Raw genomic sequence first — 24,383 nt, 5'->3', positions numbered from 1 at the left:
ATATTCGTTAACGGTGTAACTATTTAGCTTGAGATAAGCTGTAAACGTAAGCCGTTAGTAGGTGTATTTTATCTTCACCTAAAATATCTTTCCACGCTGGCATTACACCGGCACGACCATGGTTAAGTGTTTCTTCAACAGCACGTTGAGAACCACCATATAACCAAACGTTGTCGGTTAGGTTAGGTGCACCAAAGGGTAAGTTGTGTGCAACAGAGCCTTTACCGTCAGCACCATGACATGCAGCACACATAGCCCACTTAGCTTCGCCGGCAGCAGCGTCTTTTTGGTTTACAGTACGACCTGAAAGGCTAAGTACATGAGCAGTCATTTCTTTAACGCCTTGCTCACCTAATGCAGCACCCCAAGGTGGCATTGCTGCTATACGCCCGTAAAGTAATGTTTCTTTAATTTTATCGGGTGTGCCGCCATATAACCAATCATTATCAGTTAGGTTAGGAAAGCCAGTACCACCACGCGCGTCAGAACCATGACACTGAGAACAGTTTTGTGCAAAAAGACGTTGGCCAATTTCAATTGCTAGCTGACCTTGTGTCTCGGCATGTTTTTCACCATTTTCAAGTGCAACTTGCTGTGCTGCGTCACCTTCAAATTTAGACTCAACCAATTTTACTACAGGTATTTGTGCCAGTTCATTAAAAATAGGACCAAAACGTGCATCTGCAACGCGGTACTCAGCGTCCAGTTTTACAAAGCGACCTTCTTCTTTAGCAAGTTCTACTGCTTCTTTAGACTCAGCCAAAGAAGTAATACCTTGGTTAGAACTAGTCCACTTACCTAACCCTTCCCAGTTACCTAAACCTGGGTAAGCTGCTAAGTAATAAACAGACCAAATAAATGTTGCAAAGAACATGTAAGTCCACCACTTTGGTAGTGGATTATTTAGCTCTTCAATTCCATCATATACATGTCCGCAGCTTTCACCTTCAGGTACACCAGCGTAGTTTTTTAAATTCCACACGAGTAAACCAAACAAAATGAACAAACATGATAGGGTTAATACAATAACCCAAATACTCCAAAAGCTAGTCATTTCTCAGACCCCTTTTCCTCGTTAGAGAGCGTATTGTTGTGTTTTTTTTCATCTTCGAAAATAACATTAGCAGCGTCTTTAAAACGTGTTTTACTACGTTTGCTGTATGCCCAAGCAACAATCACAATAAATAGTACTAAAATTACCAGAGTTAAAATGCCTCTGTATGTCCCATAATCCATAATTAGTTACTTCAAGTGGGTGCCAAGCTGTTGCAAATAAGCGATAAGGGCTTGCATTTCTGTTGCACCTTTACCGTCATTCATTGCATCAACTTTGGCAACATCAGCGATTAATTCTTCATCACTACCGTAACCTAAACCATCGTAACGGTCGGTACGGCTATCGATTCCAAATGTGTCACGGAAAATTTTAAGTTTATTCAAAGTCAAGCTTGTATCAAGCGTATTCTCTGCTAACCAAGGAAAGCCTGGCATGTTCGACTCAGGAACCACAGCACGTGGGTCAACTAAGTGAGCATAATGCCAGTCATCCGAATAACGTTTGCCTACACGAGCTAAGTCAGGACCAGTACGTTTAGAACCCCAAAGGAAAGGGTGATCCCAAACAGATTCACCAGCAACTGAATAGTGGCCATAACGCTCAACTTCGTCACGAAAAGGGCGGATCATTTGTGAGTGACAGTTAGAACAACCCTCACGTACATATAGATCTCGGCCTTCCATTTCAAGTGCAGTTAACGGACGTAGTCCGTCAACTGGTTTAGTTGTATCGTCTTGAAACATTAGCGGAGTAATTTCAACTAATGCACCAAAGCTAATTGCGAAAACGGTCAAGATAGCCATAAGGCCAATGTTTTTTTCGACTATTTCGTGTTTGTTTTGTGAATTTTTATTGCTCATTATCTCACTCCGTTATGCTAATTGTGCTTGTTCGTCTAATTGCAGCGAATCGTTCTTCGCTGCCACTGTACGATAAACGTTATAAGCCATAACTAGCATACCTACTACGATGAACACACCACCAATAAAGCGTATAACATAGAAAGGATGAGATGCCTCTAAAGACTGTACAAAGCTATACATTAATGTGCCATCAGAGTTAACTGCACGCCACATTAGACCTTGCATTACACCTGAGATCCACATTGCTACTATGTATAAAACAACACCAACAGTGTGTAACCAAAAATGTGTGTTAATTAATTTAACGCTGTACATACGACCTTGCGAGAATAGCGCAGGGATTAAGTGGTAAATAGCGCCGATAGATATCATTGCAACCCAACCTAATGCACCTGAGTGAACGTGTCCTACAGTCCAGTCGGTGTAATGAGAAAGCGCGTTTACAGATTTAATTGCCATCATTGGACCTTCAAACGTAGACATACCGTAAAAAGATAATGAAACAACTAAGAAACGTAAAACAGGGTCAGTACGAAGCTTATGCCATGCACCAGACAACGTCATAATACCGTTAATCATGCCACCCCAAGATGGAACGAATAGGATAATAGACATAACCATACCTAAACTTTGCGTCCAATCAGGAAGCGCAGTGTAGTGAAGGTGATGAGGGCCTGCCCAAATATAAAGCGAAATAAGCGCCCAAAAGTGAACCACTGATAAGCGGTAAGAGTAAACCGGACGGCCTGCTTGTTTTGGTACAAAGTAATACATCATACCTAAAAAGCCAGCTGTTAATAAAAAGCCAACGGCATTGTGTCCGTACCACCACTGTACCATTGCATCAACTGCACCAGCATAAATGGAATACGATTTAGTTAACGACACAGGTACAGCCATACTGTTTACAATATGAAGTACAGCAACCGTAATGATAAAGCCAGCATAGAACCAGTTAGCTACATATATATGAGACACTTTACGCTTTGCGATTGTGCCCATAAATACTACGGCATAAGTTACCCATACAACGGCTATTAAAATATCAATTGGCCACTCAAGTTCTGCATATTCTTTAGAACTTGTAATACCCAAAGGTAGTGTAATAACAGCAAGCACAATAACAAGCTGCCAACCCCAAAAGGTAAAAGCTGCTAATTTATCTGAAAGAAGGCGCGTTTGACAGGTACGTTGAACGACGTAATAAGACGTCGCAAAAAGTGCACTTGTACCAAATGCGAAAATAACTGCGTTCGTGTGTAACGGACGAAGTCGAGAGTATGTTAACCATGGTGTATCAAAGTTAAGTGCTGGCCAAGCTAGTTGGGCAGCAATCAGAACCCCAATACTCATGCCAACGATGCCCCAAATCACTGTCATAATAGCGAATTGGCGTACAACTTTATAGTTGTACTCAGTGTGTGATGCTACTGTCTGGCTCATTTTCTGGCTTCCGCTGCAATAAATGCGTTTAGAAATGAATTACCCACCTAAAAAAAGTGGGGCCTACTATTACTTCACAAGCTTGCCATCTAAAACATTAAAAATACGATTATTTTAGAAAACAGACTCGAGAAACCCTTATTTTTTTGCGGTTGAAATGATAAAATTTTTGGCTTAAAAAAGATAGGTCAATTACATAATATTATGACATCAATCAAACTTTACTAGCTTGCTGTTTACTTTTTGAGGTGAATTGTACGTTATTTGTAATAAAAGTGTGATTTGACCTTGTGACTATTAAATTAGTGCCAGCCATTATTTTTTGGATTGTGAGTACCTGCCACATGTATATATATAGAGTATGTTTGTTTTTTTTACTAATTTTTTTAGTTGCGTGTGATTATTCAAAAACCAGCGATACACAACAATTAAAAAACCTTGCTTGCGAAGCCGGTTTACCCTGTACTTTTCCAAATGGCGTTAAAGTGTGGCTTAGCGATGGTGATTTATCCCCTGAAACACCATTCTCCATATTTTCCGAGTTACCTAAAGGGCATGTTATTACGAATGCAAAACTTGAAGGCGTAACTATGTATATGGGGTATATTCCTCAGCAATTTAAGCGCCATGGCAACACTTGGCAAAGTGAAACTATGGTAGGTATTTGCGCTGAAAAAAATATGCTGTGGAAATTAATCCTTAACGTAACCGATGAGGCAACACAGCAAAGCAACTCGGTATATTATTATTTTTACGTTACTTACTAAACATGCCATTGCTTATACTACTTATTAAGTAGCTCGCTTAATTTGCAGCAGGGAGATAAGCATTCTGGTTGAGATCAGTTTAGTTGGCTTACTCTCTTTAAGTTAAGCGTTACTTTTTATTTCTTGGCGCAGAAAAGCTAAATCCACAGAGGGTTAGCTTTAGCGCAAGAAGATTAAGCCTACAATAAGAGTACTTCGTACACTCACATCATTTTAGCTAGCACTTAGCACTCCTGCCTTTTGTTATTTTTACTTTCTCTTTTTAATTTCGAAAAATGCAAAAATGGTATTTGGTTGAATTAAGTGTACTACTAGGTTTGAGGCAATCATTGCGTCATTAAATTGGTGAATAATTTACTTGTTTAATCTTGGCTGAATAAAAAATCTCTCCTTTAAAAGCTATATATGCGTTAAATCAGACTAATTAATTACTCAAAGCGCATAAATATAGTTATCAATTAACATCTAGTTTTACGGTTTTAATAACCTACTGTGATTAACTTGTTAAATTACCGGTTAAAGGTACATTGTTGAGTTAATTACATTTAATTACAAAGTCCATTAGTTTGATTTCACCTGTGCTTTTAATGTAGCGCAATGCATTTAGTGTATTGATTTTGAAGTGTATTTATTAATTAACAAGGAAACATAGTGTAACGTTTGTACCTTTTTTGGGTGCTGTGTTTTTCGGTTGGTTTTTAATTGGCCTTTCGTTAAGTTTTTGTTCAGTTAATCACGCCTAAGTTGCTGTTTTCTGACTCACAATTCTTATAAAAGTGAGCATTACCATTTAGGTAAATTTTCAACAAGTAGGGTTCATCCATGAAAAAATCAACTCTTGGCTTAGCGGTTATCGCTGCTATTCCAATGTTCTCAAGTGTGCAAGTTTTAGCGGCTGACGAAGCGGCAAAGTCAATTGAAAAAATTCAAGTAACAGGCTCTCGTATTAACCGTACAGATATGGAAACGGCTAGCCCTATTACAGTTATAGGCGATGACTTTATTGCAAAAAGTGGTTACACATCAGTTGCAGACGTGCTTTCTAATCAACCATCAGCGGCAGGGATGAGCTTAGGTGGTTCGAGTAATAATGGTTCAGGTGGTACTGCTACTGTAAACCTACGTGGTATGGGCTCTCAGCGTACTCTAGTATTATTAAATGGTCGTCGTATGGTTTCATCTGGAACCGGTGCAGATTCTTCTGTTGATTTAAATACGATTCCAGTTGCAATGATTAAGTCTATTGAAATTTTAAAAGATGGTGCTTCTGCAGTATACGGTTCAGATGCTATCGCTGGTGTTGTTAATATAATAACCAAGAATGACTTTGAAGGTTCAGAAGTTAATGTAGAAGGTAGCCGCACTACAAAAGGTGATGGCAATAACTACGGTGTAAGTTTATTACACGGAATGCAAATTGCTGAAGGTAATTTAGTTGTAGGTGCGCAGTATTCAAGCCGCGGCGAAATAATCCAATCAGACAGAAGCTTTGTAGAGCCAGGTCAATCATCATTTATTCCAGAGGGAACACTTGGTGGTAAAATGCCAGATGGAAATGGTGGTTTTATAGACCGTAATAAAGGCTATGATTATACGACTTCTAGCTATGCACAAACACCAAACGACTTGTACAGTATTTTTACTAGCTTTGATAAAGAGTTAGACTCAGATACAACATTTAATGTTGATTTGATGTATACGCGTCGTGATTCGACTCAACAGCTTGCACCACAACCAGCAAATATTGATTTAAAAACAGCTAATTTAGATGCTGCTTATACAAGTGCTTTTGTAGATGGTAAGGGTGCTCTTGCAGATACCTTAGAGTATCGTCGCAGAATGGTTGATGCAGGTCCTCGTATTTATGAGCAAAAAACCGATACCTACAGAGCGTCTGTTGCATTAGCGGGTACGTTAGATAACGACGCTAGCTGGGATGTAAGTGCTACTTATGGCCGTAATGATTCTAAAGATAAAGTTCAAAACTCTATCCATGCAAGCAATGTTGAGCAAAGCATTTATGCTAATCAAGCGCTTTGGTTTGCTGGCGATGCATTAAATCGCGATATGTTAGTGTCAGATGGTGCAATTTACACTGAGTCAAATGAAGGTGGTAACGAGCAGTTTATTCTAGCTGCAGGTTACAGTGCACTAACAGATAACGATATTGGTTATGCAATTGGTGTTGAAAACAGATTTGAAAGTGGTTATTACACTCCAGATATGATCACTCAACGCGGTGAAAGTACAGCGGCACAACAAGATCCAACTGAAGGTGATTACTCAGTACAGTCTGTGTATTTTGAAGCGTCTATGCCAGTGTTTGAGTCAGTAACAATTGAAGGTGCCGCACGTTACGATAACTACTCAACGTTTGGTGGTGCAACAACGTGGAAGCTTGGTGCAACTTGGAACGTAACAGATGAGTTTATGGTTCGCTCTGTATTAGCGACTGGCTTTAGAGCACCTAATGTTGCTGAGCTTTTTGGTGGTAACTCAGGCTCTTTCGATTACCTAGAAGATCCATGGGGTAATGAGCAAGACCCTCAAATCAAAGTAAATTACACCAGTGACAAAAACCTTAAAGCAGAAGAAAGTAAGTCATTTACTTTTGGTATGGTATGGGAAATTACTGATGGCTTATCAAGCACCATGGATTACTGGAAGTTTGATATAACTGATGCAATTACGCGTCTAGACGTTCAGAACGAAATGAGAAATTGTTTTGCTGGTACGCTTGAGTCATGTTCATCAATCAATATTACATCAACAGGTGATTTATCAAATATGAGTTCAGCATTAACAAATGTTGGCTCGCAAAAAACATCTGGTGTTGATTGGAATATCTCATACAAAGCAGATAACTATGCTATCAACCTTGATACAACATACTTAATCGAATTTGAACAAGATGATATTGATTACACAGGCACTATCGATGGCAATATCGGTGGCTATGCTAAAATCAAATCAAATCTATCTGTAAATTACGATGTAAGCGAAGCTTTAAGCTTTCTTTATAATGCAAGATTCGTTAAAGGAATGGATGGCGAGTATTACGGTGACTTCTTTAGCACTGACAATACTGTTTATCATGATATTTCTATGAGCTACAGCGTAAGTGATGATTTACGCATTACTGGTGGTATGAATAATATCTTTGATAAAGAGCCTGAGTCTGTATTAGGTGGTAATGATATGGGAACAGTTCCTGAGATATACGATGTAATTGGTTCGCGTATTTTTGCGAGTGTTAATTTTAAATTTTAATTAGCAGAATAAATATTTTAAGGCCTAGTTTTTACTAGGCCTTTTTTATTGAACAAAATACTTCAGGCAAGTATACTAAGGAGCTATATTACAAGGAGATTTAATTGTTAAAGCAAGATGAGAATTTATCTTTTATTATTGAACCGCAGCTGGGCCAACGCTCAGAGCAACGCCTTGATTTATACTTTTCTATTCCCAACGAAATGGGCGTGAATGCACAAACCCTTAGTGAAGAATCCTATTTTAATAATCAATTTAAATCTTATTTAGCTTATAACGCCAATAATATTCACCTACCGCTAGTGCGAAGCCGTTTTGTAAGTAAAAACAAAGGTGAGCAGCGAGATTACCGACAAAACCTCAATTTGTATTGTTATCAGGTGCGCTTGGCTATTGATGCAGATATTAAAGAAACCCTCAAAATAGAAGACCCTGATGAATTTTATCAACGGGCGGGTGAGCTGTGCGAGCAAAGCCAAAGCTTATTAAGAAAACTAAGACGTTATACCCCTGAAGATGAAAAGCTAATTTCATTTTACACCAATGCCGATAACTACCTTAGTTGGCAAATAGAGCAGTCGTTTTTAAAACTGCTCGATGAAGGACCACGCAGTAGTGACTATGCAAAAGAGCGCAACGACTTAGTTAACTTTTGTAAGTCAGAAAACAGCTATCGCGAAGAGCAACAATATAATTCAGAATCAACCCTTAAAGATGCAAACCGCATTACTAATAAAATGCGGTTATTGCAGCGTTTAATTGAACATGGTGTAATTTTAAACCGCCAAACTCGCTACCTTAATAGTTATTTAAAACGTTTAGTTAAGGGCTCGGTAACCGCTGTAATTATGGCGTTAGTGATGATAGTTATACTCAACGCACGCGCTACTTTTACAGAAGTTACTGCAACATTAATCTTAATATTGGGGCTTATTTATGGCCTTCGCGAAATATTTAAAGAAGATATAACCCTAATTATTTGGCGCGCTATTGTACGTGGGCGGCCTAAGTGGCGGTTTGTTTTTAAAAATAGCGTGACCAAAGACAAAGTTGCGAGCCAGCTTATTTGGTTAGAATATACGCGCTTTAAAAATATTCCAAAAGAAGTCCGTGCTATTTTCTCCAAACGCCGGCAACAAAATAAGCTCGCTGCACAGTGGTTACACTTTGCAAGCGAAACACGTGTAAATGCCCGAGAGTTTTTACCAGGTTACGATAGTTTGCATCAAACACTGCAGTTTAGTCTTGCGCCGTTTTCTCGCTATCTTAAAAAAGGTGAGGGTAAGTTATATCATCTTGAGAGTAATAAGGTTTCTAAGCAGGCTGTAGAGCGGCGTTATCAATTAAATATGGTATTAGTGCTAACCGAGCGAGATAAAAAGCTGTATCAGCGTTATAAAATAACCATGAACCGCAGTAAAATAGTTAATATTGAACTTATTTACTCTGATGACGGTACTAAGCAGGAATAACAAAGGCTGTAACCGGTTACATCCCATGTTATTCCTCTAAAGGGTTAGCGTTAGTTGTTTGCTAACCCTGTTTTGGTAAATAAAGTTACTTTGTTTGATACGAGTATAACTTCGATATTTTTCGCATCGTCACCCCAAACGCAGTTGGTATGCAGTGTTTTTTCTACGCAGTTATCAGCGCTTCCTAAAAAAACTTCGACTTCTGATTTATCCATACCAATTTTTATTTTTTCGTAGTTCTCAACATTTACTTTAGAACACGCTGCTAGGCTTAGCGTTGCTGCAATAATCAGGAGTTTTTTCATTGTTATTTCCTATGTGTTAAATAACATCATATTAATGTTTGAATTTTCTAATTTGGACGATCATCCCCATTCTAGGGTGATCAAAATAGTGTATTTCTTCACTTATTACTCGTCTAAATTGTGAAAAACGAGCGGCTTCTATTTCACCACTATCGTGCTTTTGGCTAATATCGAAATTAGCGGTTATGTATAAATAATGGCGTAAATGTATTTTAAATAAACCGTCGAGTTCCCACTTCATAGTGGGTTCTTTAGGAGCATTAAAAAAGGAATCTTGCGAGTTAACCAAACTAATAAAGTCTGGGTTTGCATAACTTGGGGCGCTAGGCTCTGCACTTTTAATATGCTCACCAGCGATTAAATGCATGCTAGGTGCACGCGACTTACTTGCCCCTTCAAAACGCCAGCCAGTATGTAATAGTGGCGTTAACCCTTTGCGCTCTAAGGCTTGGCGTTGGCTGTTAAATTGCAGTTGTGTTGGTGCTAAAAGGTATGTTTGCTGCATTGTATCTTGTGCAGCTACAAGCGGTGTTACCGGTAGGTGTTCATAACTTTTTAAATAATCAATACTGTTATCACACACCCCAGATTGCTGTTTTGAGTTAACTAAAGAATCTGTAAAAGAGCGTTTTTCAAAGCGTGTATCGCCATCAATACACGCTTGCATAGCTTGCTCAGTGTAAAGTGGGGTGAGTAAATCAAGTGTGTTTTTATCTTCAATAGCTGGTTTTTTAAGGCTAAAGTCTTCTTGTAAGTACGGAGCAGGGCGTTGTTTAAATACCAGTACTTCTACTTCAAACCAGCGCTCAGCAATTGCGGTGCTGCTAAATAAGCAGCATAAAATAATAAGCGATTTTTTTAGCAACATTAATGGCTAACCTTTTTTTCGAAATCTGCAAGCATTGCAGTGACCATTTTCAAGCGTTCGCGGGCATTTGCCTCGCTAATAACAAAGCGCAGTTTATTTGCGCCATCCATTTTGTACACGCGCGGTGCACTTTGTATCAAGCCTATGATGAAGCTAGGATTAACCTTAGTGTTTTGGCTAAATTCAAAGTAACCACCTTTCGGGTTTGCCTCAATTTTTGTTATACCTAAATCACTTGCTCGCATTTTTAATTGCTGCAGGCTAAAGAGGTTTTTAGCCGCGTCGGGTAATAAGCCAAAGCGGTCGATTAATTCTACCTGCAATTCGTCCATATCGGCAACATTAGCACAACTAGCAACGCGCTTGTACATACCTAAACGTGCGTTCACATCGTAAATATAATCATCGGGTAATAAAGCCGGTAGCTTTAAGTCTACCTCAGTTTGTTTTTGTAAGAGGTTTTCAAGGGTGGGCTCTTTGCCTTCTCGCAATGCTTTTACTGCTTGTTCAAGCATTTCCATGTATAAGCTAAAGCCAATGGTTTGCATTTGTCCTGATTGATCATCACCTAAAAGTTCACCCGCACCACGAATTTCTAAATCGTGGGTTGCTAGTGCAAAACCTGCGCCTAAGTCTTCTAATGACTCTATTGCTTGTAAGCGTTTGCTTGCATCTTTAGAAAGAGCTTTAGGATCGCCTGTTAATAAGTAGGCATAAGCTTGGTGATGGCTGCGACCAACACGTCCACGTAATTGATGTAACTGCGCTAAACCTAGTTTGTCGGCTCTATCCATAATTATGGTGTTAGCAGTTGGTATGTCAATACCGGTTTCTATTATAGTGGTACACACTAATACGTTGTATTTTTGGTGGTAAAAGTCAGCCATTATTTGCTCAAGCTCTTGCTCGCGCATTTGCCCATGTGCACTGGTTACGCTTGCCTCGGGCACCCATTCACTTATTTCTTGTGCTACGCGCTCAATTGTCTCTACGTTATTATGTAAAAAGTAAACTTGGCCACCGCGTTTAATTTCTCGCAGTACCGCTTCACGTATTAATTCTACATCGCGTTGGCGCACAAAGGTTTTTACTGCTAAACGCTTTGCAGGTGGAGTGGCAATAATAGATAAGTCGCGCATACCGCTCATGGCCATATTTAAGGTACGCGGGATAGGCGTTGCAGTTAAAGTGAGTATGTCGACATCGGCGCGTAGCGCTTTAATCTTCTCCTTTTGGCGCACCCCAAAGCGATGTTCTTCATCAACAATTAATAAGCCTAAATCGTTAAATATAATATCAGCCTGGATCAGCTTATGAGTACCAATGACAATATCGAGCTTGCCGTTGGCCATTTTTTCAAGCGTGTCTTTTTGCTCTTTAGGTGAGTTAAAACGCGACAATACACCTACCTCAATAGGAAAGTCGGCAAAACGGTCTTTAAAGTTTTCAAAGTGTTGTTGGGCAAGTAATGTTGTAGGCACCAAAATAGCTACTTGTTTGTTATCGTTAACAGCTACAAATGCGGCGCGCATGGCGACTTCGGTTTTACCAAAGCCTACATCGCCACACACTAAACGGTCCATGGCTTGTTTTGATTGCATATCGCCTAATACGGCTTCAATGGCATTGCGTTGATCGTCGGTTTCTTCAAACGGGAAGCTGTCGCTAAATTGGCGATAAGCTGGGGCATCGAGGGTAAATTTATTCCCTGGTTTTGCTTGGCGCTGAGCGTAAATATCAAGTAACTCAGCGGCTACATCGCGCACTTTTTCAGCAGCACGTTTTTTAGCTTTGTCCCATGCATCTGAGCCAAGTTTATGCAGTGGTGCACTAGCTTCTTCGCCGCCCGAATAACGACTTAGCATATGCAGCGCCGAAACCGGTACATACAATTTTGCTTCACTGGCGTAAGTAATGGTAACAAATTCAGTGGTAATGCCTGCGGCATCTATGGTTTGCAAACCTTGATAGCGACCAACGCCGTGATCAAGATGTACAATAGGTTGGCCTTCTTTAAGTTCGGCTAAGTTACGAATTAGTGCATCTTGGCTGGCTTGGTATTTATGCTTACGGCGACGGCGCTGCGATACTTTTATGCCAAGCAGTTCTTGTTCGGTGATAATAGATAAACTAGGTTTAGTACCTAATACAACACTTTGCTCCAGTGGGCTAACAATTAGGCCAACGTCGCTTTGGCTTTTTGTAAACTGCTCAAAACTAGTAAATTCTTTAAACTTTAAGCCGCTAGGTTTTAATACTCCCAGTAATGACTCGCGCCGGCCATCCGACTCTACGCTTAGTAAAATACGGCCTTTGTGCTTTTTTTGCGCCGCTACATAGTTTATAAACGCACCGTAAGGTTCGCTTTGTTTATGATCAATGCGAATAACAGGTAATTCACTAACAGTTAAATTTTTATTGCCTGCTTTTGTACCTAGTTTTGCTTGAGATAAGCGAATACGCGCATAATTCCCTAAATTAGCAAACAATTCATTAATGGGTTGATACAGCGCGCTTGGCTCTAATAATGGACGCAGTGGGTCTACGCGGCGGTTTTCATAGCGCACGTTTACGTCATGCCAAAAATTATCGGCGGCATGTTCTAAATCACCGAGCTGCATTACCGTTGTGGTTTCAGGTAGGTAATCAAAAATAGTGGCCAGTTGCTCGAAAAACAGTGGCATATAATATTCTATACCGGCAGGCCAATTACCTTTACTCACTTGCATGTAAACAGAGTCTTGCTGCGCGCTGGCACCAAACTTCTCACGGTACGCTATTCTAAAGCGTTCAATGTCGGCTTCGTTAGTGGGAAATTCGTGTGCCGGGAGCAGTTCAATTTTATCTACTTTTTCATCTGAGCGCTGGGTTTCAACATCAAATAAACGAATGCTGTCGAGCTCGTCGTCAAAAAAGTCGAGTCTAAAAGGATGCGGGCTGCCCATAGGGTATAAGTCGACAATAGAGCCGCGAATGGCGTACTCGCCGTGCTCCATTACTTGCTGTACGTTTAAATAACCCGCTTGTTCTAAATTATTTCTGAAATTATGAGTATCGAGCTTATCACCCACCTTAAAGTTAATTGTGGACCCATAAATAAACGAAGCCGGGGCGGTGCGCAGCATTAAGGTAGAAACAGGGACAATTAAAACACTTTGTTGCTCGTTTTTGAGCGTATTTAAAGTGGCTAAACGGGCAGAAATAATATCTTGATGAGGAGAAAAGTGGTCGTAAGGCAGGGTTTCCCAGTCAGGAAATATCATTACCGGGTTGTCGGGCAATAAATATTCTAGCTCGGTTTCAAGGCGCAGGGCGCTTGGCGTGTCTGGGGTTACAATTAATACTAAATTGTCTTGTTGTTTTACACCCTCAGCAATAGCAATGCTTAAACCGCTGCCGCTAAGTTGCCCCCATTGAATTTTATCTTTTTGAGATTTCACCCAAGGCAAGGCTGCCCATTGCTCAAACGCCATTTATTACTCCATTTATAAATTGGCCCTAATTTATTATGTAATAAGGGCCAAGTAATTTTATTTAATCGCGGTAAATTTTTGTTAAGTCTTGGTAGTGATCAATTCTGCGGTCGCGTAAATACGGCCAAATACGTCTTACGTTTTCGCTGCGCTGTTGATCAAGCTCAATTACTAAAATTTGCTCGTCAGTATTATTAGCCTCAGCAAGTAATTCACCTTGTGGCCCTGCAATAAAAGAGTTCCCCCAAAATTGAATCCCTTCGCTTTGCTCACTTGGGTCTTGCTCGACTCCAACGCGGTTACAACTAATTACCGGTACACCATTGGCAATCGCATGGGCGCGCTGGCTAATAACCCACGCATCTTTTTGGCGGGTTTGTTCATCGCTATCATCACGCGGATCCCAGCCTATTGCAGTTGGATAAATAAGTAGCTCAGCACCGGCCATTGCCATTAAGCGTGCAGCTTCAGGAAACCACTGATCCCAACATACTAATACGCCCAATTTACCTACTGAGGTTTGAATTGGCTCAAAGCCTAAATCGCCTGGAGTAAAGTAAAATTTTTCGTAAAAACCAGGGTCATCGGGAATATGCATTTTACGGTATTTACCGGCAATACTGCCGTCATTTTCAAGTACTACAGCGGTATTGTGATAAAGGCCGGTAGCACGTTTTTCAAATAACGACGCCACAATTACAATGCTTAACTCTTTTGCCAGCTCACCTAAAGTATGCGTGCTTGGGCCTGGAATGGTTTCGGCTAAATCAAACACGTCTACATCTTCGGTTTGGCAAAAGTACAGGCTACGGTGTAGCTCTTGCAGCACAACTAATTTAGCGCCTTTGTTGGCTGCTTCACGAATTGCGGCAATCGACTTTGCCATATTTTGCTCAGCATTATCGCTATTGCTTTGTTGTACGAGTGCAACGGTTAATTTTGCAGGGCTGGTCATTGAGCTGCTCCAGTTAAAAATCTACGTGGGAGTTGCATTGTTATACAGTGCAAACTGCCAAATTGTTCAATAATAGGTAGGCAATTAATGCCCACAATTGTGTGCTCTGGGTACGCTTGTTGAATTTGCGTTAAGGCGAGCTTATCGCTTACATCATCGTACGTTGGTACTAATACCGTATTATTAATAATTAAGTAGTTAGCATAGGTGGCAGGCAAACGTGTTTGCTCATCGTCATACACTGCTTTGGGCCAAGGTAAGGCAATTAAATTATATGGGGTGTTATCGGTAGTTTTAAAGCCTTGAAGCTGTTTTTCCATCGCATGCAGCGCGTTGTAATGCTCATCGGTTTTATCGTCGCACTGTACATAAACAAGAGTATTGTTTGGTGCAAAGCGAACTAGCGTGTCTATGTGGCTGTCGGTGTCGTCGCCCGCTAAATAACCATGGTCAACCCATAAAAAGTCAGTTGCTCCTAAGTGCTGTTTTAACAGTGTTGCAATGTCACTTGGGGTTAAATTTGGGTTGCGGTTTTTATTGAGCAAACATTCACTGGTAGTAAGTAATACGCCGTGTTCGTTTATTTCAATGCCACCGCCTTCAAGCACCATATCTACTGCTTGGTAGTCATTATTTGTATCGCTAAGCTCATTGACTAAAACACGGTTTATTTGATTATCTAAATTACTTGCAAATTTATTACCCCAACCGTTAAAGGTAAAATCATACACTTTAAGCTGATTAGGGTTATTTATAGCGGCGCAAGTAAGGGGGCCGTGATCGCGTGCCCATGTATCATTTGTTGGTGTAACTACAAAGTGAACACAGTTTAAGGGGACGTTGGCGGCGTGCAATAGCGCAATAACATGCTCTTTTACAGGCTCACTGTGCGCTACAATAACTAACTGTTGAACTGCGGTAATATGTTTTGCAAGCGCTACATACACAGGCTCAACGCGTGCTAAGTTTTCAGCCCAATCGGTGTTTTTATGCGGCCAAGTTAGCATAACAGCGTCTTGCTCGGCCCATTCTGGTAAAAGTCTAAAATTCATGAGTAATTGATACAAATTAAGGTAGCGCTAGTTTAGCAGTTTGAGTGTACATGTCAGCTATTTATCATCTGCTTGCATGTTTTGTGATTGCTCTAATTGCTGGCGTTTTTTTAGTTGTCGGGTTTGTGCATGCAAACTGGCTCTAACGACTAGTTCTTGGTCGCTGTCTTTTATGGCTATAAAGAGTAAAGTGTATTGGTAATGCTCGGTATCGATTTTTTTAATTGCAACGACTTCGGTATAGCAATAAACAGCTGACGCTTCATGGTGTAAAAAAAGTTTAGTCCGAAACTTTTGCCCTAAAGAATAAACATCCTCTGTTGTAAATTTTACGCCACCGCCGCCATAACTATCGCAATAAATAGCGTTATCTTCGCTTTGCTCTGAGGCGAGAACATGGCTCATTATTAAGTCTATTTTACGTGATTGCGCTTGTAAAAAAACCGCTAGCTCTTGGGCAACATCACCTAAATTACGCAGTGGTCCAAGCGCGCTTTGCTCTAAGCTACTTACTTCATTAGCGAGTTTAAATAAAGGGGGAATGTCTGCGTCTAACTGGGTAAGGTTTTTTGGAACGGCGTTATCATCAACTATGTATAGGTTTACACGGTTACTTTCATCAATTTGAAAATATTGTTCAAACTCACTTAATCTTTGACTGTTCATAGCACTCTCCGCAACACATTTAAGTAATAATAGCGCCCTTAGTGCTAAATTACTAGAATATATGTTTTTTGAATAACTGCTTGAATACTTTATTTATATTCATTTTATAAATATAAAAAAACGGCCAACGTTATCCTAACATTGGCCGCTGGGGTATTGATTAATTTTTACCACTTTAATCATGGCACATAGATGCCGTATGGGGAGGAGACCATTACATCAGGTTATTTAAGCAGCTCGGTTAACTCATGTAAGTTTTTTACAACATGATCTGGTTTTTTAGCCAGTGGGTAAAGTGCTTTACCTGGGCGTGCAATAAAAGTGGTTTGTAAACCGGCTGCTTTTGCGCCGGCTACGTCCCAACCATGTGCTGCAACCATCATGGCATCATTTGGTTTTACATTAAGTTTTTTAAGTACCCATTGGTACGCACGTAAATCAGGCTTGTACACTTTAATATCTTCAATGCTGTAGCGCTCGTCAAAATAATGGGTTAAACCAGCGCTTTCAAATTGTGCTTGTACGCCTTTATTTGAAGAGTTTGTTAGGCTAACCAGCTTATAACCTTGTGCTCTTAATGCAGCTAAACCTGCTTTTACGTCTGCGTGTGGAGGCAGTGTTAATAATGGTGTAACAATCGCGGTTTTTGCTTGCTCGCTGGTAATATTAATATTGTTGTTTTGTGCCACCATTAATAATGACGCCACGCCAATTTGGCCAAAGTCTTGGTAATCGCCAATTACAGTTGATACCAACGAGTGGTGTAGCATAGTAGAAAACCACAATGGTAATAAATCCTCTCGCCCACCAAGTGCTTCGCCTATAGAAGCGCGCATTGAATCTAGATCAAGGAGTGTTTCGTTAACGTCAAAAATTAACACTTTAGGTTTATTTGAGGTTTGTTCGGCCATAGTATCTCCAGATAATAGGCTTGCGCCTAAAATTAATGAAAGGGTTAGGGTTTTTAGGGATGTTAATACAGACATTATTTACTCTCAGATTTTAAAGCGTTTAATACATCAAAAGGTTCAGCGCGTAGGGTGTAGTCTTCAGTTACAAATGCGTAAGTGATCACACCTTGTTGATTAATAACATAAGTGGCCGGTAGTGGTAGTTGAAAGCTTTTATCGCCGTAGTAGTGCTCAAAATCAATACCAAATTCGGTATATAACGCTTGAATACGCTCATCGAGTGTAAACAATAAACCGAACTGCTTGGCTATTTTATTACTTACATCTGAAAGTACATCAAATTCAAGGTCGTTTTTTTGCGCCGTTGACAGTGTTTCATCAGGAAGTTGTGGTGAAATGGCAATTAACTGTGCATTTTGCGCTTTAAATTGTGGCAAGTAATCATTCAGGGCTTTTAACTCTAAATTGCAATAAGGGCACCAGCCACCACGGTAAAAGCTAATAATTACTGGGCCTTGTTTTAATAACGTCGCAAGTTCAACCGTGTTCCCTTGATGATTAGCCAAGCTAAAATTGGTAACTTTTTGCCCTACCTGTAATGCATTATCTTTAATGTGCTGGGCAGTAAGCTCTGCGTTTGTCGTATTCATTAGTGCTAAAACATCTGCAGGGAGCTTTGCTTCTTTTTGCACGTTATAGGCGTCAATTTGCGCTTTTAAACTCATATATAACCTCAATAATTAAGTTACGTTAGATTATATAGTTTTAGTTATTTAAATATAGATTGCAAAAGTGAAAGCTTCATTCGAAAATATTAAACATTGAAAACCCAAAGTAGCTTTTTATGTATAACATAAGTGATTTAGAAACTTTTATAGCCGTAGTAGAGAATAAAGGTGTACTTGCCGCTGCGCGCGAGCAAGGTTTATCGCCAGCAACAGTGAGCCATCGCCTTAGTAAATTAGAGCGAGAGTTGTCTACTGTTTTAGTCTTTAGGGATAGTCGGCGAGTACGTTTATCGCCTGCAGGAGAGGTGTTTTACACGCGTGTGGGCGCTATTATTGAGGCACTGCACGATGCAGAGCATAGTATAGGTGCTCGCAGCTCAACTGTGAGTGGGTTGCTAAGGGTAACTATGCCACCGTGGATTTTTTCTAAGTATGTTATGCCTAAGCTCAGCGAGTTTGAAAGTGAATATCCTCAATTAAAACTCGACTTTTTAATTACGGACCACTTTATTAATGTGGTTGATGATGCTCAAGATGTGGCTATAAGAGTAGGGCAGTTAAACGACTCTGGCATGTTGTCGCGTAAAATAGTCAATAATAGCCGTGTGTTATGTGCAGCGCCTAGCTATATAAATAAACAGGGTATGCCAAGTAATTTAACCGAGCTTGCGGCGCATTATTGGGTATGTTTGCCGTGGCAAAAGCAATTAAAATTATTTGACGAGCAAGGCAAAATCCACAGTTTTAATGCTAAAACCCGCTTTACTATTTCAAACTCAGATAACATGACCCAAGCTGCCATTGCTGGGCATGGCATTGCAATTAAATCAAAAATAGCAATTGGTGAAGAGCTTGCAAATGGCACCTTAGTTGAAGTTATGCCCGGTGTAATGGCGCAAAGCGACGCACCAGTATGGTTTTTACGGCCACAAAACAGCTTAACCACACGTAAAACTGAGGTGTTTTTTAACTTTATAAAGTCATTATTTGTTGCATGCTAACTATATAAGCGGTTGCATGACGCTTTTATTATGAGCAGCGCATGCGTTAGATCAACCTTTGTTCTTATACTCATTTGAGAATATTTTATTGTTGTTATTATCCCCCTCAGGCTTATTGGCCGTTTTATTTCTTTGAGGGATTAAATTTAACAATGAAAAAAGTGACGTACATTGTGTTAGTAGGTATTGCACTCTTGGTGTTTGCCTTTATGGGCGCTAAGCTCATTCCTATTACTTTAGCACCACCTTTAGCTGCAACACATAAAGTAGATATTAACGATCAAACGCTCATTGCTCAGGGCGAATACTACGCACGAGTTGCTGACTGTGTTGCGTGCCATACGGCACCCGGCGGAAAACCTTTTGCGGGTGGCTTAGGCATGCAAACACCTATGGGGGCTATTTATTCTACAAATATTACTCCCGACATCGAAACAGGCATTGGTAGTTATAGCTACGCCGATTTTGAACGTGCAGTTAGAAAAGGCATTCGCCAAGATAACCAACCGCTTTATCCTGCTATGCCTTTTGTGTCATATAAAATAGTAAATGATGCTGAAATAGAGGCAATGTACGCGTATTTTATGTCAAGCGTTAGCGCAGTAAAGCAACAAAATCAACAAACAACCATTCCATGGCCTGCAAGTATGCGTTGGCCATTAGCATGGTGGCATGCATTATTTTCACCAGCGCGTAGCTTTACAGCTAACCCCAATTTAACGACTGAGCAAAATCAGGGTGCCTATTTAGTTGAGGGATTAGCTCACTGCGGTGCGTGCCATACGCCACGTGGTATTGCTTTTCAAGAAAAGGCGCTATCAGATGATGCATCGGGTCAGTTTGTATCAGGCTCAGTACTGGAGGGCTGGTATGCTAAAAGTTTACGTAATGAAGGGTTAGGCTTAGCAACCTGGAAACAAGCCGATATTGTTGAATTTTTAAAAACAGGACGTACCGACAAAACTGCCGCATTTGGCAGCATGGCCGATGTAGTGGCGCATAGTACGCGGTACTTTACTGATAAAGATTTAAATGCTATTGCTAGCTATTTGCATCAGTTAGCACCGCGCCCTGGGTATGAAAAAAATTGGCAGTCAAAAGCAGATACCACTACAAGTGCATTGCGGGCAGGTGACTTTTCGGCCTCTGGTGCTTTGTTGTATATGGAGCAGTGCGCCGCGTGTCATCGTTTAGATGGAAAAGGCGCACCACGTATTTTTCCAGCATTGGCTGGTAACTCTATTGTGTTTGCAGAAGATCCCAGTTCGTTAATTCAAGTCACTTTAGCAGGGGGTGAAATGGCAACAACCGCGCATGATGTAATGACATTTACTATGCCTGAGTTTTATCATTTAAAAAACCAAGAGTTAGCCGATGTTTTAAACTTTATTCGCAACAGTTGGGGCAATCATGGCAGCCATATTTCAACTCGAGATGTTGCGACTATGCGCCGTGTAGTTGACCATGCTCCGGTACATTATGTACCCGCAAAGGAGATAGAAAATGAATAAGTTACTAGGGATAAGCGTGCTTGTAGTTGTAATTTCGGTTGCTGCTTACATGGGTTATGAAAGCCGTTTTTATGATGCGCCTGATGCAAAAACTTACGATGTAATTAATGCCGAAGGTAAAGTGATTGATCAATTTACCATTCCTAAAATTACCGATGTAGTAGGCCACAAAGATGAAGAGGCTATTTTATACGGTATGCGCTTACTTAACGAAACGGCGCGCTTATTGCCCGATAATGTAGGTAACGGGCTCAATTGCAATAGTTGCCATATGGGGCAAGGTAAACGAGAGTTGGGGGCACCCTATATAAATACTTATAATCGCTATCCGCGCTTTAATCCGCGTGCGCAACGCGTACTTGATTTAAACGAGCGTATTAACGGCTGTTTTCAACGTTCGATGAATGGTAAACCAATCCCAATAGATTCGCCAGAAATGCAAGGTATGCATGCTTATATGAAATGGTTGGGTGGTGATGTGGCACCGGGCAATACCGTTAAGCTAACTAGCCTAGAGTTTTTTAAAGTAGGCAAATATACAGCAAACGCAAATAACGGTGCACAGGTTTATGCAGCGCAATGCGGTACTTGTCATGGCAGTGATGGCGAGGGGATAAAAGATCAATTTGGTGATTATATTTTCCCACCATTATGGGGCGATGATTCATTTAACATTGGGGCAGGTATGGCACGAGCCTCTCGAGCAGGTGCATTTGTTATTCATAACATGCCATTGAGTGTGAGTCGTGAAGCGCCGCTTGGGCAGATCACTTTATCAGAGCAAGAGGTTGTTGATGTTGTGGAATACTTTACTAAAAAGCCACGTCCAGACTTTGCAGGTAAAGAAAACGATTGGCCAGGTATGGATAATCCCGCTGATTCTCGTTATTAATACAGTATGCATAACCGCTTAAGCTAACAAGGTTAAGCGGTTTTTTATTGCTGCAATGTACTTAGTTAAAACTCAGATTATTTACTCTGTGTATACTAGAGTAGTACAAAAAAGCGCGCCGTTTTGGCGCATTTTTATTGGCATAACATAAACCTAATATTTGAATTAAGACCATTACCTCAGATTATTTAAAATTCCACATTGACCATATACCTACTTCATTTTGAGTTCGCTCAACTGTTGCACTATCAATATTATTTTGCTTAGCAACAAGCGCCAGCGTTAAATAAGAAGTTGCCTTATAATCAACACCTAGTTGTATGTAATCACGTTCTAAACTAGCGTTTAAACGTCTATTAGGGTTGATTGTATCGTACCGAGCAAATGCAGAGTAACCCGGTTTAAAAGCATAACTTGCCCAAGTCCCCCAGCCGCTGCTAGCGTCTTGCGGTATTTTGTTAACTTGGTTCCAGTTGTCGTTATATACATATTCAACGCCAAAACGTACCCCTTGATGCAGGTAACTTAGCGCTGCATTGAAACGCTCTGCAGTATGATTTTTCTCGGCCTCGTCTTTATCAAGTGTGCGTGTACCTTGATAAGCACCTAAAGCAAAATCAAATTGTTTATTTATATGCCACACAGCCGATGCTTCTAAATCAATTCGATCGCCCACAGTTGGCTTTTGAAAACCACCCCCAGTAATAGCCGATACAGCATACGAAAAGTGCGCCGATTTATGGCCATAATGAATACCTAAATCGGTTGGACCGGCTAATTTGTTTTTTGGCGTTAAGCTCGGATCAACATAACGATACCCTACACGGCGTGCGATGTAATCAATCCATGGCAGTTCAGCAACACCAATTTTAAGCGTACTTCCTTGATTAAAATTGCGTTTTATATAAGCATGACGAAACCAAATGTCGGTAGGGTCTTGCTGGCGTTGCCACTGCACATCTGTGGTCACTGTTAATGACCAGTCATCATTAAATTGATGGTCTAAATTAAGATAAAAGCGCTTTACATCAAGTTGCCAATCTTCAATATCCTGGTGCTGATCGTCAATTTGAATATTACTAAAATTCGCAAATACTTGGCTCGATAACGTGGTTTGCGATGCGCTCACCGGTGCACTAATAACAAGCAATCCACTTACTGCTAATAATACAGAAACACTTAAACTTGTTTTATTAAACACCACAAAACTCCCTTAGGTTGCTTACATTCAAGCGAGATAAATTTTGCATATTATAGCTTTTTAGTTGTTGCACCACGAACTTGCTAATACGTTATTTAGTTAAAGCATGACCTAGGTCAAAATGCAGGTTTATTACTGTTTTAATAACATATAAAGAGACTTTTAAGGCAACGAAAAAATAACCGTGGATTAACAATTTACCTTGTAATTAACGTTAAAATTAGTCATCTTAACAAACTTAGGTTTATACAATAATAAGGGATGAAATTAAGGATGGCGCGAGGACTCAAATTAGCCACTACATTTACAGAGTTATCGACTCATTTACGCCGCTTTGTTTCACGAATAGTGTTACCTGACGACGTAGAAGATATAGTGCAAGAAACCTTTATTAAAAGCTACGAAGCTGATTTAAAACAAGATATTCAATTTACGCGTAGTTACATGCTCAAAACTGCTAAACACCTTGCCCTTAATCATATTGCTAAATGGGATAATAAATTTAGCGACTCCCTTTGTGATGATCATGAATTACCAAAGTTACTTAAATCAATACAACTAGAGGACGAGTACACCTCGAAAGAGCGTTTTTTATTGTTTTGTCGGGCAACAGAGCAACTAAGCTTGACGGTTCGTAAGTGTTTTATATTAAAAAAAGTGTACGGTATGAGCCAAAAAGAAATTGCCCAGCAACTACAGTTAAGTCAAAGCACAGTAGAAAAACATATTGCAAAAGGGTTACTACAAACCATGCTATACATGCGAGAGCATTCTCAGGATGAAAATGAGCAGTATAAAAAGCACGACACCGCTGCTCAAAAGCCAACTATAGTGAGTGTGGCAAAATGAGTAATATTCATCAATTTACACCAAAAGATTTAATTTTAGAAACAGCAGCTAATTGGATAAGCGCGATAGATCGCGGTTTAAACAAGGTTGAAAAAGAGCAATTTAAATTATGGATGCTGCAAAGTAATGCACACCAAGACGCCGTTTACGAACTCGCTAAGTTGTGGGACGAACTGAGTGTATTAAACGAGTTAAGCACTTTATTTCCGCATAAAAACAATACCGAGGAAAAAAGTAAATGGGTGTTTTCGTATGGTATCGCGGCCAGCTTATTTGCTGCGTTAATGATTTGCAGTTACTTATTGGTTAATTTAGAGACTGGTTATAACCAAGCCCTAGCGAAAGTTAATTATACTAAAATTTATAAAACCAAGGTGGGAGAGCAAGCCACTTACGTACTGCCCGATGGCACCATAGTGCAACTTAATACCAACAGCCTATTAGAGGTTGCCTATAGTAAAGGGCGCAGACAGTTATTACTGAGTAGAGGGGAAGGGCGTTTTAATGTTGCTAAAGATGCTACGCGGCCATTTAGTGTGATGGCAGGTGATAAAAGCTTTACAGCATTAGGTACTGTATTTAATGTGCAGCGCAATACCTCATCTCATTTAGAATTAGTGGTAACCGAAGGAAAAGTGATGATCACTGATCCGAGTGTAGCTGTTGATGCTAACGATTTTAAAGCCTATCAACTAGCCGATAACAGCACCCAAAAAATTAGAAAAATAAACGCAAATATTGTGCTCTCAGGCGAAAAAGCAATTATAGAAAAAAGTGTTACAGCGCCTATTAAACGCCTCTCTGCTGACGATGTGCAACGAGATTTAGCGTGGCAAAATGGCATGCTAATTTTTAACGGAGAACAATTAAGCGATGCCTTAAATGAAGTTAGCCGTTATACCGCTACTCGGTTTGAGCTTTCATCGGCAGAGCTTGCAAATATTAAAGTTGCAGGGGTATTTAAGGCGGGTGATGTTGCTGGGCTACTTGAAAGTTTAAAAACAAATTTTTCGATTGATCACGAACGCTTAGGTGAGCACGTAGTTAGCCTTAAACGTCAAACTAAGTCATAAATAGCAGCGCCTAAAATCATGCTAAT

At 40.2% G+C, this 24,383-nt stretch carries 21 protein-coding genes; 8 read left to right on the top strand and 13 right to left on the bottom strand.

All coding sequences use genetic code 11. The annotated features are described in order from the left end of the window. Positions 1-19: 19 nt before the first annotated feature. From AAEZ18_RS10480 to ccoN, 4 genes are read right to left on the bottom strand one after another with little or no spacing between them, the layout of a single operon-like run. Positions 20-1,054 (bottom strand): c-type cytochrome, encoded by a 1,035-nt coding sequence (locus AAEZ18_RS10480; protein ID WP_011328520.1) that lies wholly within the window; start codon positions 1,052-1,054, stop codon positions 20-22. Then, positions 1,051-1,236: a cbb3-type cytochrome oxidase subunit 3 gene (locus AAEZ18_RS10475; RefSeq protein ID WP_011328519.1), complete on the bottom strand. Its 186-nt coding sequence runs from the start codon at positions 1,234-1,236 to the stop codon at positions 1,051-1,053. Before AAEZ18_RS10475 ends, AAEZ18_RS10480 begins: the two co-directional genes overlap by 4 nt. Before the next feature lie 6 nt (positions 1,237-1,242). After that, the gene (gene ccoO / locus AAEZ18_RS10470; protein WP_011328518.1) at positions 1,243-1,917 is read right to left on the bottom strand and encodes a cytochrome-c oxidase, cbb3-type subunit II; all 675 of its coding nucleotides are present in this window, start codon (positions 1,915-1,917) and stop codon (positions 1,243-1,245) included. Positions 1,918-1,929: 12 nt separating this feature from the next. Continuing rightward, complete coding sequence (gene ccoN / locus AAEZ18_RS10465; RefSeq protein WP_011328517.1) at positions 1,930-3,363, bottom strand: cytochrome-c oxidase, cbb3-type subunit I; 1,434 nt, start codon at positions 3,361-3,363, stop codon at positions 1,930-1,932. Positions 3,364-3,707: 344 nt separating this feature from the next. Here ccoN and AAEZ18_RS10460 point away from each other — a divergent pair, with 344 nt between their 5' ends. The 3 genes from AAEZ18_RS10460 (at position 3,708) to AAEZ18_RS10450 (ending at position 8,872) form a co-directional block, all read left to right on the top strand. After that, on the top strand, positions 3,708-4,130 hold the full coding sequence (locus tag AAEZ18_RS10460) for a hypothetical protein (protein ID WP_197108120.1): 423 nt from the start codon (positions 3,708-3,710) through the stop codon (positions 4,128-4,130). An 822-nt stretch (positions 4,131-4,952) separates the two neighbouring features. After that, a complete protein-coding gene (locus AAEZ18_RS10455; protein ID WP_350594859.1) occupies positions 4,953-7,400 on the top strand; it encodes a TonB-dependent receptor in 2,448 nt (815 codons plus the stop codon). Positions 7,401-7,504: 104 nt separating this feature from the next. Further along, entirely contained in the window at positions 7,505-8,872 is a 1,368-nt protein-coding gene (locus AAEZ18_RS10450) for a hypothetical protein (protein ID WP_350594861.1), read from the top strand. Between the two features lie 50 nt (positions 8,873-8,922). On the opposite strand, the gene AAEZ18_RS10445 is transcribed toward AAEZ18_RS10450, so the two are convergent. From AAEZ18_RS10445 to AAEZ18_RS10410, 8 genes are all read right to left on the bottom strand, one after another. Beyond that, the gene (locus tag AAEZ18_RS10445) at positions 8,923-9,177 is read right to left on the bottom strand and encodes a DUF3862 domain-containing protein (RefSeq protein ID WP_350594864.1); all 255 of its coding nucleotides are present in this window, start codon (positions 9,175-9,177) and stop codon (positions 8,923-8,925) included. Between the two features lie 31 nt (positions 9,178-9,208). After that, on the bottom strand, positions 9,209-10,045 hold the full coding sequence (locus AAEZ18_RS10440; protein WP_197108122.1) for a peptidoglycan binding protein CsiV: 837 nt from the start codon (positions 10,043-10,045) through the stop codon (positions 9,209-9,211). After that, positions 10,045-13,518, bottom strand: a complete 3,474-nt coding sequence (mfd, locus tag AAEZ18_RS10435) for a transcription-repair coupling factor (RefSeq protein ID WP_197108124.1) — start codon at positions 13,516-13,518, stop codon at positions 10,045-10,047. Before mfd ends, AAEZ18_RS10440 begins: the two co-directional genes overlap by 1 nt. A 61-nt stretch (positions 13,519-13,579) precedes the next feature. After that, complete coding sequence (locus tag AAEZ18_RS10430) at positions 13,580-14,473, bottom strand: carbon-nitrogen hydrolase (RefSeq protein WP_011328510.1); 894 nt, start codon at positions 14,471-14,473, stop codon at positions 13,580-13,582. Continuing rightward, positions 14,470-15,525 carry an agmatine deiminase family protein gene (locus AAEZ18_RS10425; protein ID WP_350594866.1) on the bottom strand — a complete coding sequence of 352 codons (1,056 nt, stop codon included), beginning with the start codon at positions 15,523-15,525 and terminating at the stop codon, positions 14,470-14,472. The genes AAEZ18_RS10430 and AAEZ18_RS10425 overlap by 4 nt, the downstream gene beginning before the upstream one ends. A gap of 57 nt (positions 15,526-15,582) precedes the next feature. Then, a complete protein-coding gene (locus AAEZ18_RS10420; protein WP_350594868.1) occupies positions 15,583-16,191 on the bottom strand; it encodes a PilZ domain-containing protein in 609 nt (202 codons plus the stop codon). Positions 16,192-16,415: 224 nt separating this feature from the next. Next, positions 16,416-17,177 (bottom strand): haloacid dehalogenase type II, encoded by a 762-nt coding sequence (locus AAEZ18_RS10415; RefSeq protein WP_179807299.1) that lies wholly within the window; start codon positions 17,175-17,177, stop codon positions 16,416-16,418. Then, complete coding sequence (locus AAEZ18_RS10410; RefSeq protein WP_350594870.1) at positions 17,177-17,827, bottom strand: peroxiredoxin-like family protein; 651 nt, start codon at positions 17,825-17,827, stop codon at positions 17,177-17,179. The genes AAEZ18_RS10415 and AAEZ18_RS10410 overlap by 1 nt, the downstream gene beginning before the upstream one ends. A 119-nt stretch (positions 17,828-17,946) precedes the next feature. Between AAEZ18_RS10410 and AAEZ18_RS10405 the strand changes: the two genes are divergently transcribed. The 3 genes from AAEZ18_RS10405 (at position 17,947) to AAEZ18_RS10395 (ending at position 21,234) form a co-directional block, all read left to right on the top strand. Next, a complete protein-coding gene (locus tag AAEZ18_RS10405) occupies positions 17,947-18,831 on the top strand; it encodes a LysR family transcriptional regulator (RefSeq protein ID WP_011328505.1) in 885 nt (294 codons plus the stop codon). A 152-nt stretch (positions 18,832-18,983) separates the two neighbouring features. Then, positions 18,984-20,342 (top strand): cytochrome c, encoded by a 1,359-nt coding sequence (locus AAEZ18_RS10400; protein ID WP_182683378.1) that lies wholly within the window; start codon positions 18,984-18,986, stop codon positions 20,340-20,342. Next, entirely contained in the window at positions 20,335-21,234 is a 900-nt protein-coding gene (locus tag AAEZ18_RS10395; RefSeq protein ID WP_011328503.1) for a c-type cytochrome, read from the top strand. Before AAEZ18_RS10400 ends, AAEZ18_RS10395 begins: the two co-directional genes overlap by 8 nt. 184 nt (positions 21,235-21,418) lie before the next feature. Here AAEZ18_RS10395 and AAEZ18_RS10390 read toward each other — a convergent pair whose 3' ends face one another. After that, the gene (locus AAEZ18_RS10390) at positions 21,419-22,435 is read right to left on the bottom strand and encodes a hypothetical protein (protein WP_350594873.1); all 1,017 of its coding nucleotides are present in this window, start codon (positions 22,433-22,435) and stop codon (positions 21,419-21,421) included. Positions 22,436-22,708: 273 nt separating this feature from the next. Between AAEZ18_RS10390 and AAEZ18_RS10385 the strand changes: the two genes are divergently transcribed. Together AAEZ18_RS10385 and AAEZ18_RS10380 are read left to right on the top strand one after the other, a co-directional pair. Then, positions 22,709-23,284: an RNA polymerase sigma factor gene (locus tag AAEZ18_RS10385; RefSeq protein WP_011328501.1), complete on the top strand. Its 576-nt coding sequence runs from the start codon at positions 22,709-22,711 to the stop codon at positions 23,282-23,284. Further along, positions 23,281-24,357, top strand: coding sequence for a FecR family protein (locus AAEZ18_RS10380; RefSeq protein WP_011328500.1), 1,077 nt, complete (start codon positions 23,281-23,283; stop codon positions 24,355-24,357). Before AAEZ18_RS10385 ends, AAEZ18_RS10380 begins: the two co-directional genes overlap by 4 nt. Positions 24,358-24,383 lie beyond the last annotated feature (26 nt).

Source organism: Pseudoalteromonas sp. 19-MNA-CIBAN-0066 (genome assembly GCF_040308705.1).
In the GTDB taxonomy this organism is placed as follows: domain Bacteria; phylum Pseudomonadota; class Gammaproteobacteria; order Enterobacterales; family Alteromonadaceae; genus Pseudoalteromonas; species Pseudoalteromonas nigrifaciens.
Note: the sequence above shows the minus strand (reverse complement) of the source record. Positions and strands in the feature narration are given on the sequence as shown.

Bases quoted from the DNA above. Each gene is read 5' to 3' on its own strand.
- AAEZ18_RS10480 (WP_011328520.1), bottom strand. From the start codon at position 1,054: ATGACTAGCTTTTGGAGTATTTGGGTTATTGTATTAACCCTATCATGT.
- AAEZ18_RS10475 (WP_011328519.1), bottom strand. From the start codon at position 1,236: ATGGATTATGGGACATACAGAGGCATTTTAACTCTGGTAATTTTAGTA.
- ccoO (WP_011328518.1), bottom strand. From the start codon at position 1,917: ATGAGCAATAAAAATTCACAAAACAAACACGAAATAGTCGAAAAAAAC.
- ccoN (WP_011328517.1), bottom strand. From the start codon at position 3,363: ATGAGCCAGACAGTAGCATCACACACTGAGTACAACTATAAAGTTGTA.
- AAEZ18_RS10460 (WP_197108120.1), top strand. From the start codon at position 3,708: ATGTATATATATAGAGTATGTTTGTTTTTTTTACTAATTTTTTTAGTT.
- AAEZ18_RS10455 (WP_350594859.1), top strand. From the start codon at position 4,953: ATGAAAAAATCAACTCTTGGCTTAGCGGTTATCGCTGCTATTCCAATG.
- AAEZ18_RS10445 (WP_350594864.1), bottom strand. From the start codon at position 9,177: ATGAAAAAACTCCTGATTATTGCAGCAACGCTAAGCCTAGCAGCGTGT.
- AAEZ18_RS10440 (WP_197108122.1), bottom strand. From the start codon at position 10,045: ATGTTGCTAAAAAAATCGCTTATTATTTTATGCTGCTTATTTAGCAGC.
- mfd (WP_197108124.1), bottom strand. From the start codon at position 13,518: ATGGCGTTTGAGCAATGGGCAGCCTTGCCTTGGGTGAAATCTCAAAAA.
- AAEZ18_RS10430 (WP_011328510.1), bottom strand. From the start codon at position 14,473: ATGACCAGCCCTGCAAAATTAACCGTTGCACTCGTACAACAAAGCAAT.
- AAEZ18_RS10425 (WP_350594866.1), bottom strand. From the start codon at position 15,525: ATGAATTTTAGACTTTTACCAGAATGGGCCGAGCAAGACGCTGTTATG.
- AAEZ18_RS10420 (WP_350594868.1), bottom strand. From the start codon at position 16,191: ATGAACAGTCAAAGATTAAGTGAGTTTGAACAATATTTTCAAATTGAT.
- AAEZ18_RS10415 (WP_179807299.1), bottom strand. From the start codon at position 17,177: ATGTCTGTATTAACATCCCTAAAAACCCTAACCCTTTCATTAATTTTA.
- AAEZ18_RS10410 (WP_350594870.1), bottom strand. From the start codon at position 17,827: ATGAGTTTAAAAGCGCAAATTGACGCCTATAACGTGCAAAAAGAAGCA.
- AAEZ18_RS10405 (WP_011328505.1), top strand. From the start codon at position 17,947: ATGTATAACATAAGTGATTTAGAAACTTTTATAGCCGTAGTAGAGAAT.
- AAEZ18_RS10400 (WP_182683378.1), top strand. From the start codon at position 18,984: ATGAAAAAAGTGACGTACATTGTGTTAGTAGGTATTGCACTCTTGGTG.
- AAEZ18_RS10395 (WP_011328503.1), top strand. From the start codon at position 20,335: ATGAATAAGTTACTAGGGATAAGCGTGCTTGTAGTTGTAATTTCGGTT.
- AAEZ18_RS10385 (WP_011328501.1), top strand. From the start codon at position 22,709: ATGGCGCGAGGACTCAAATTAGCCACTACATTTACAGAGTTATCGACT.
- AAEZ18_RS10380 (WP_011328500.1), top strand. From the start codon at position 23,281: ATGAGTAATATTCATCAATTTACACCAAAAGATTTAATTTTAGAAACA.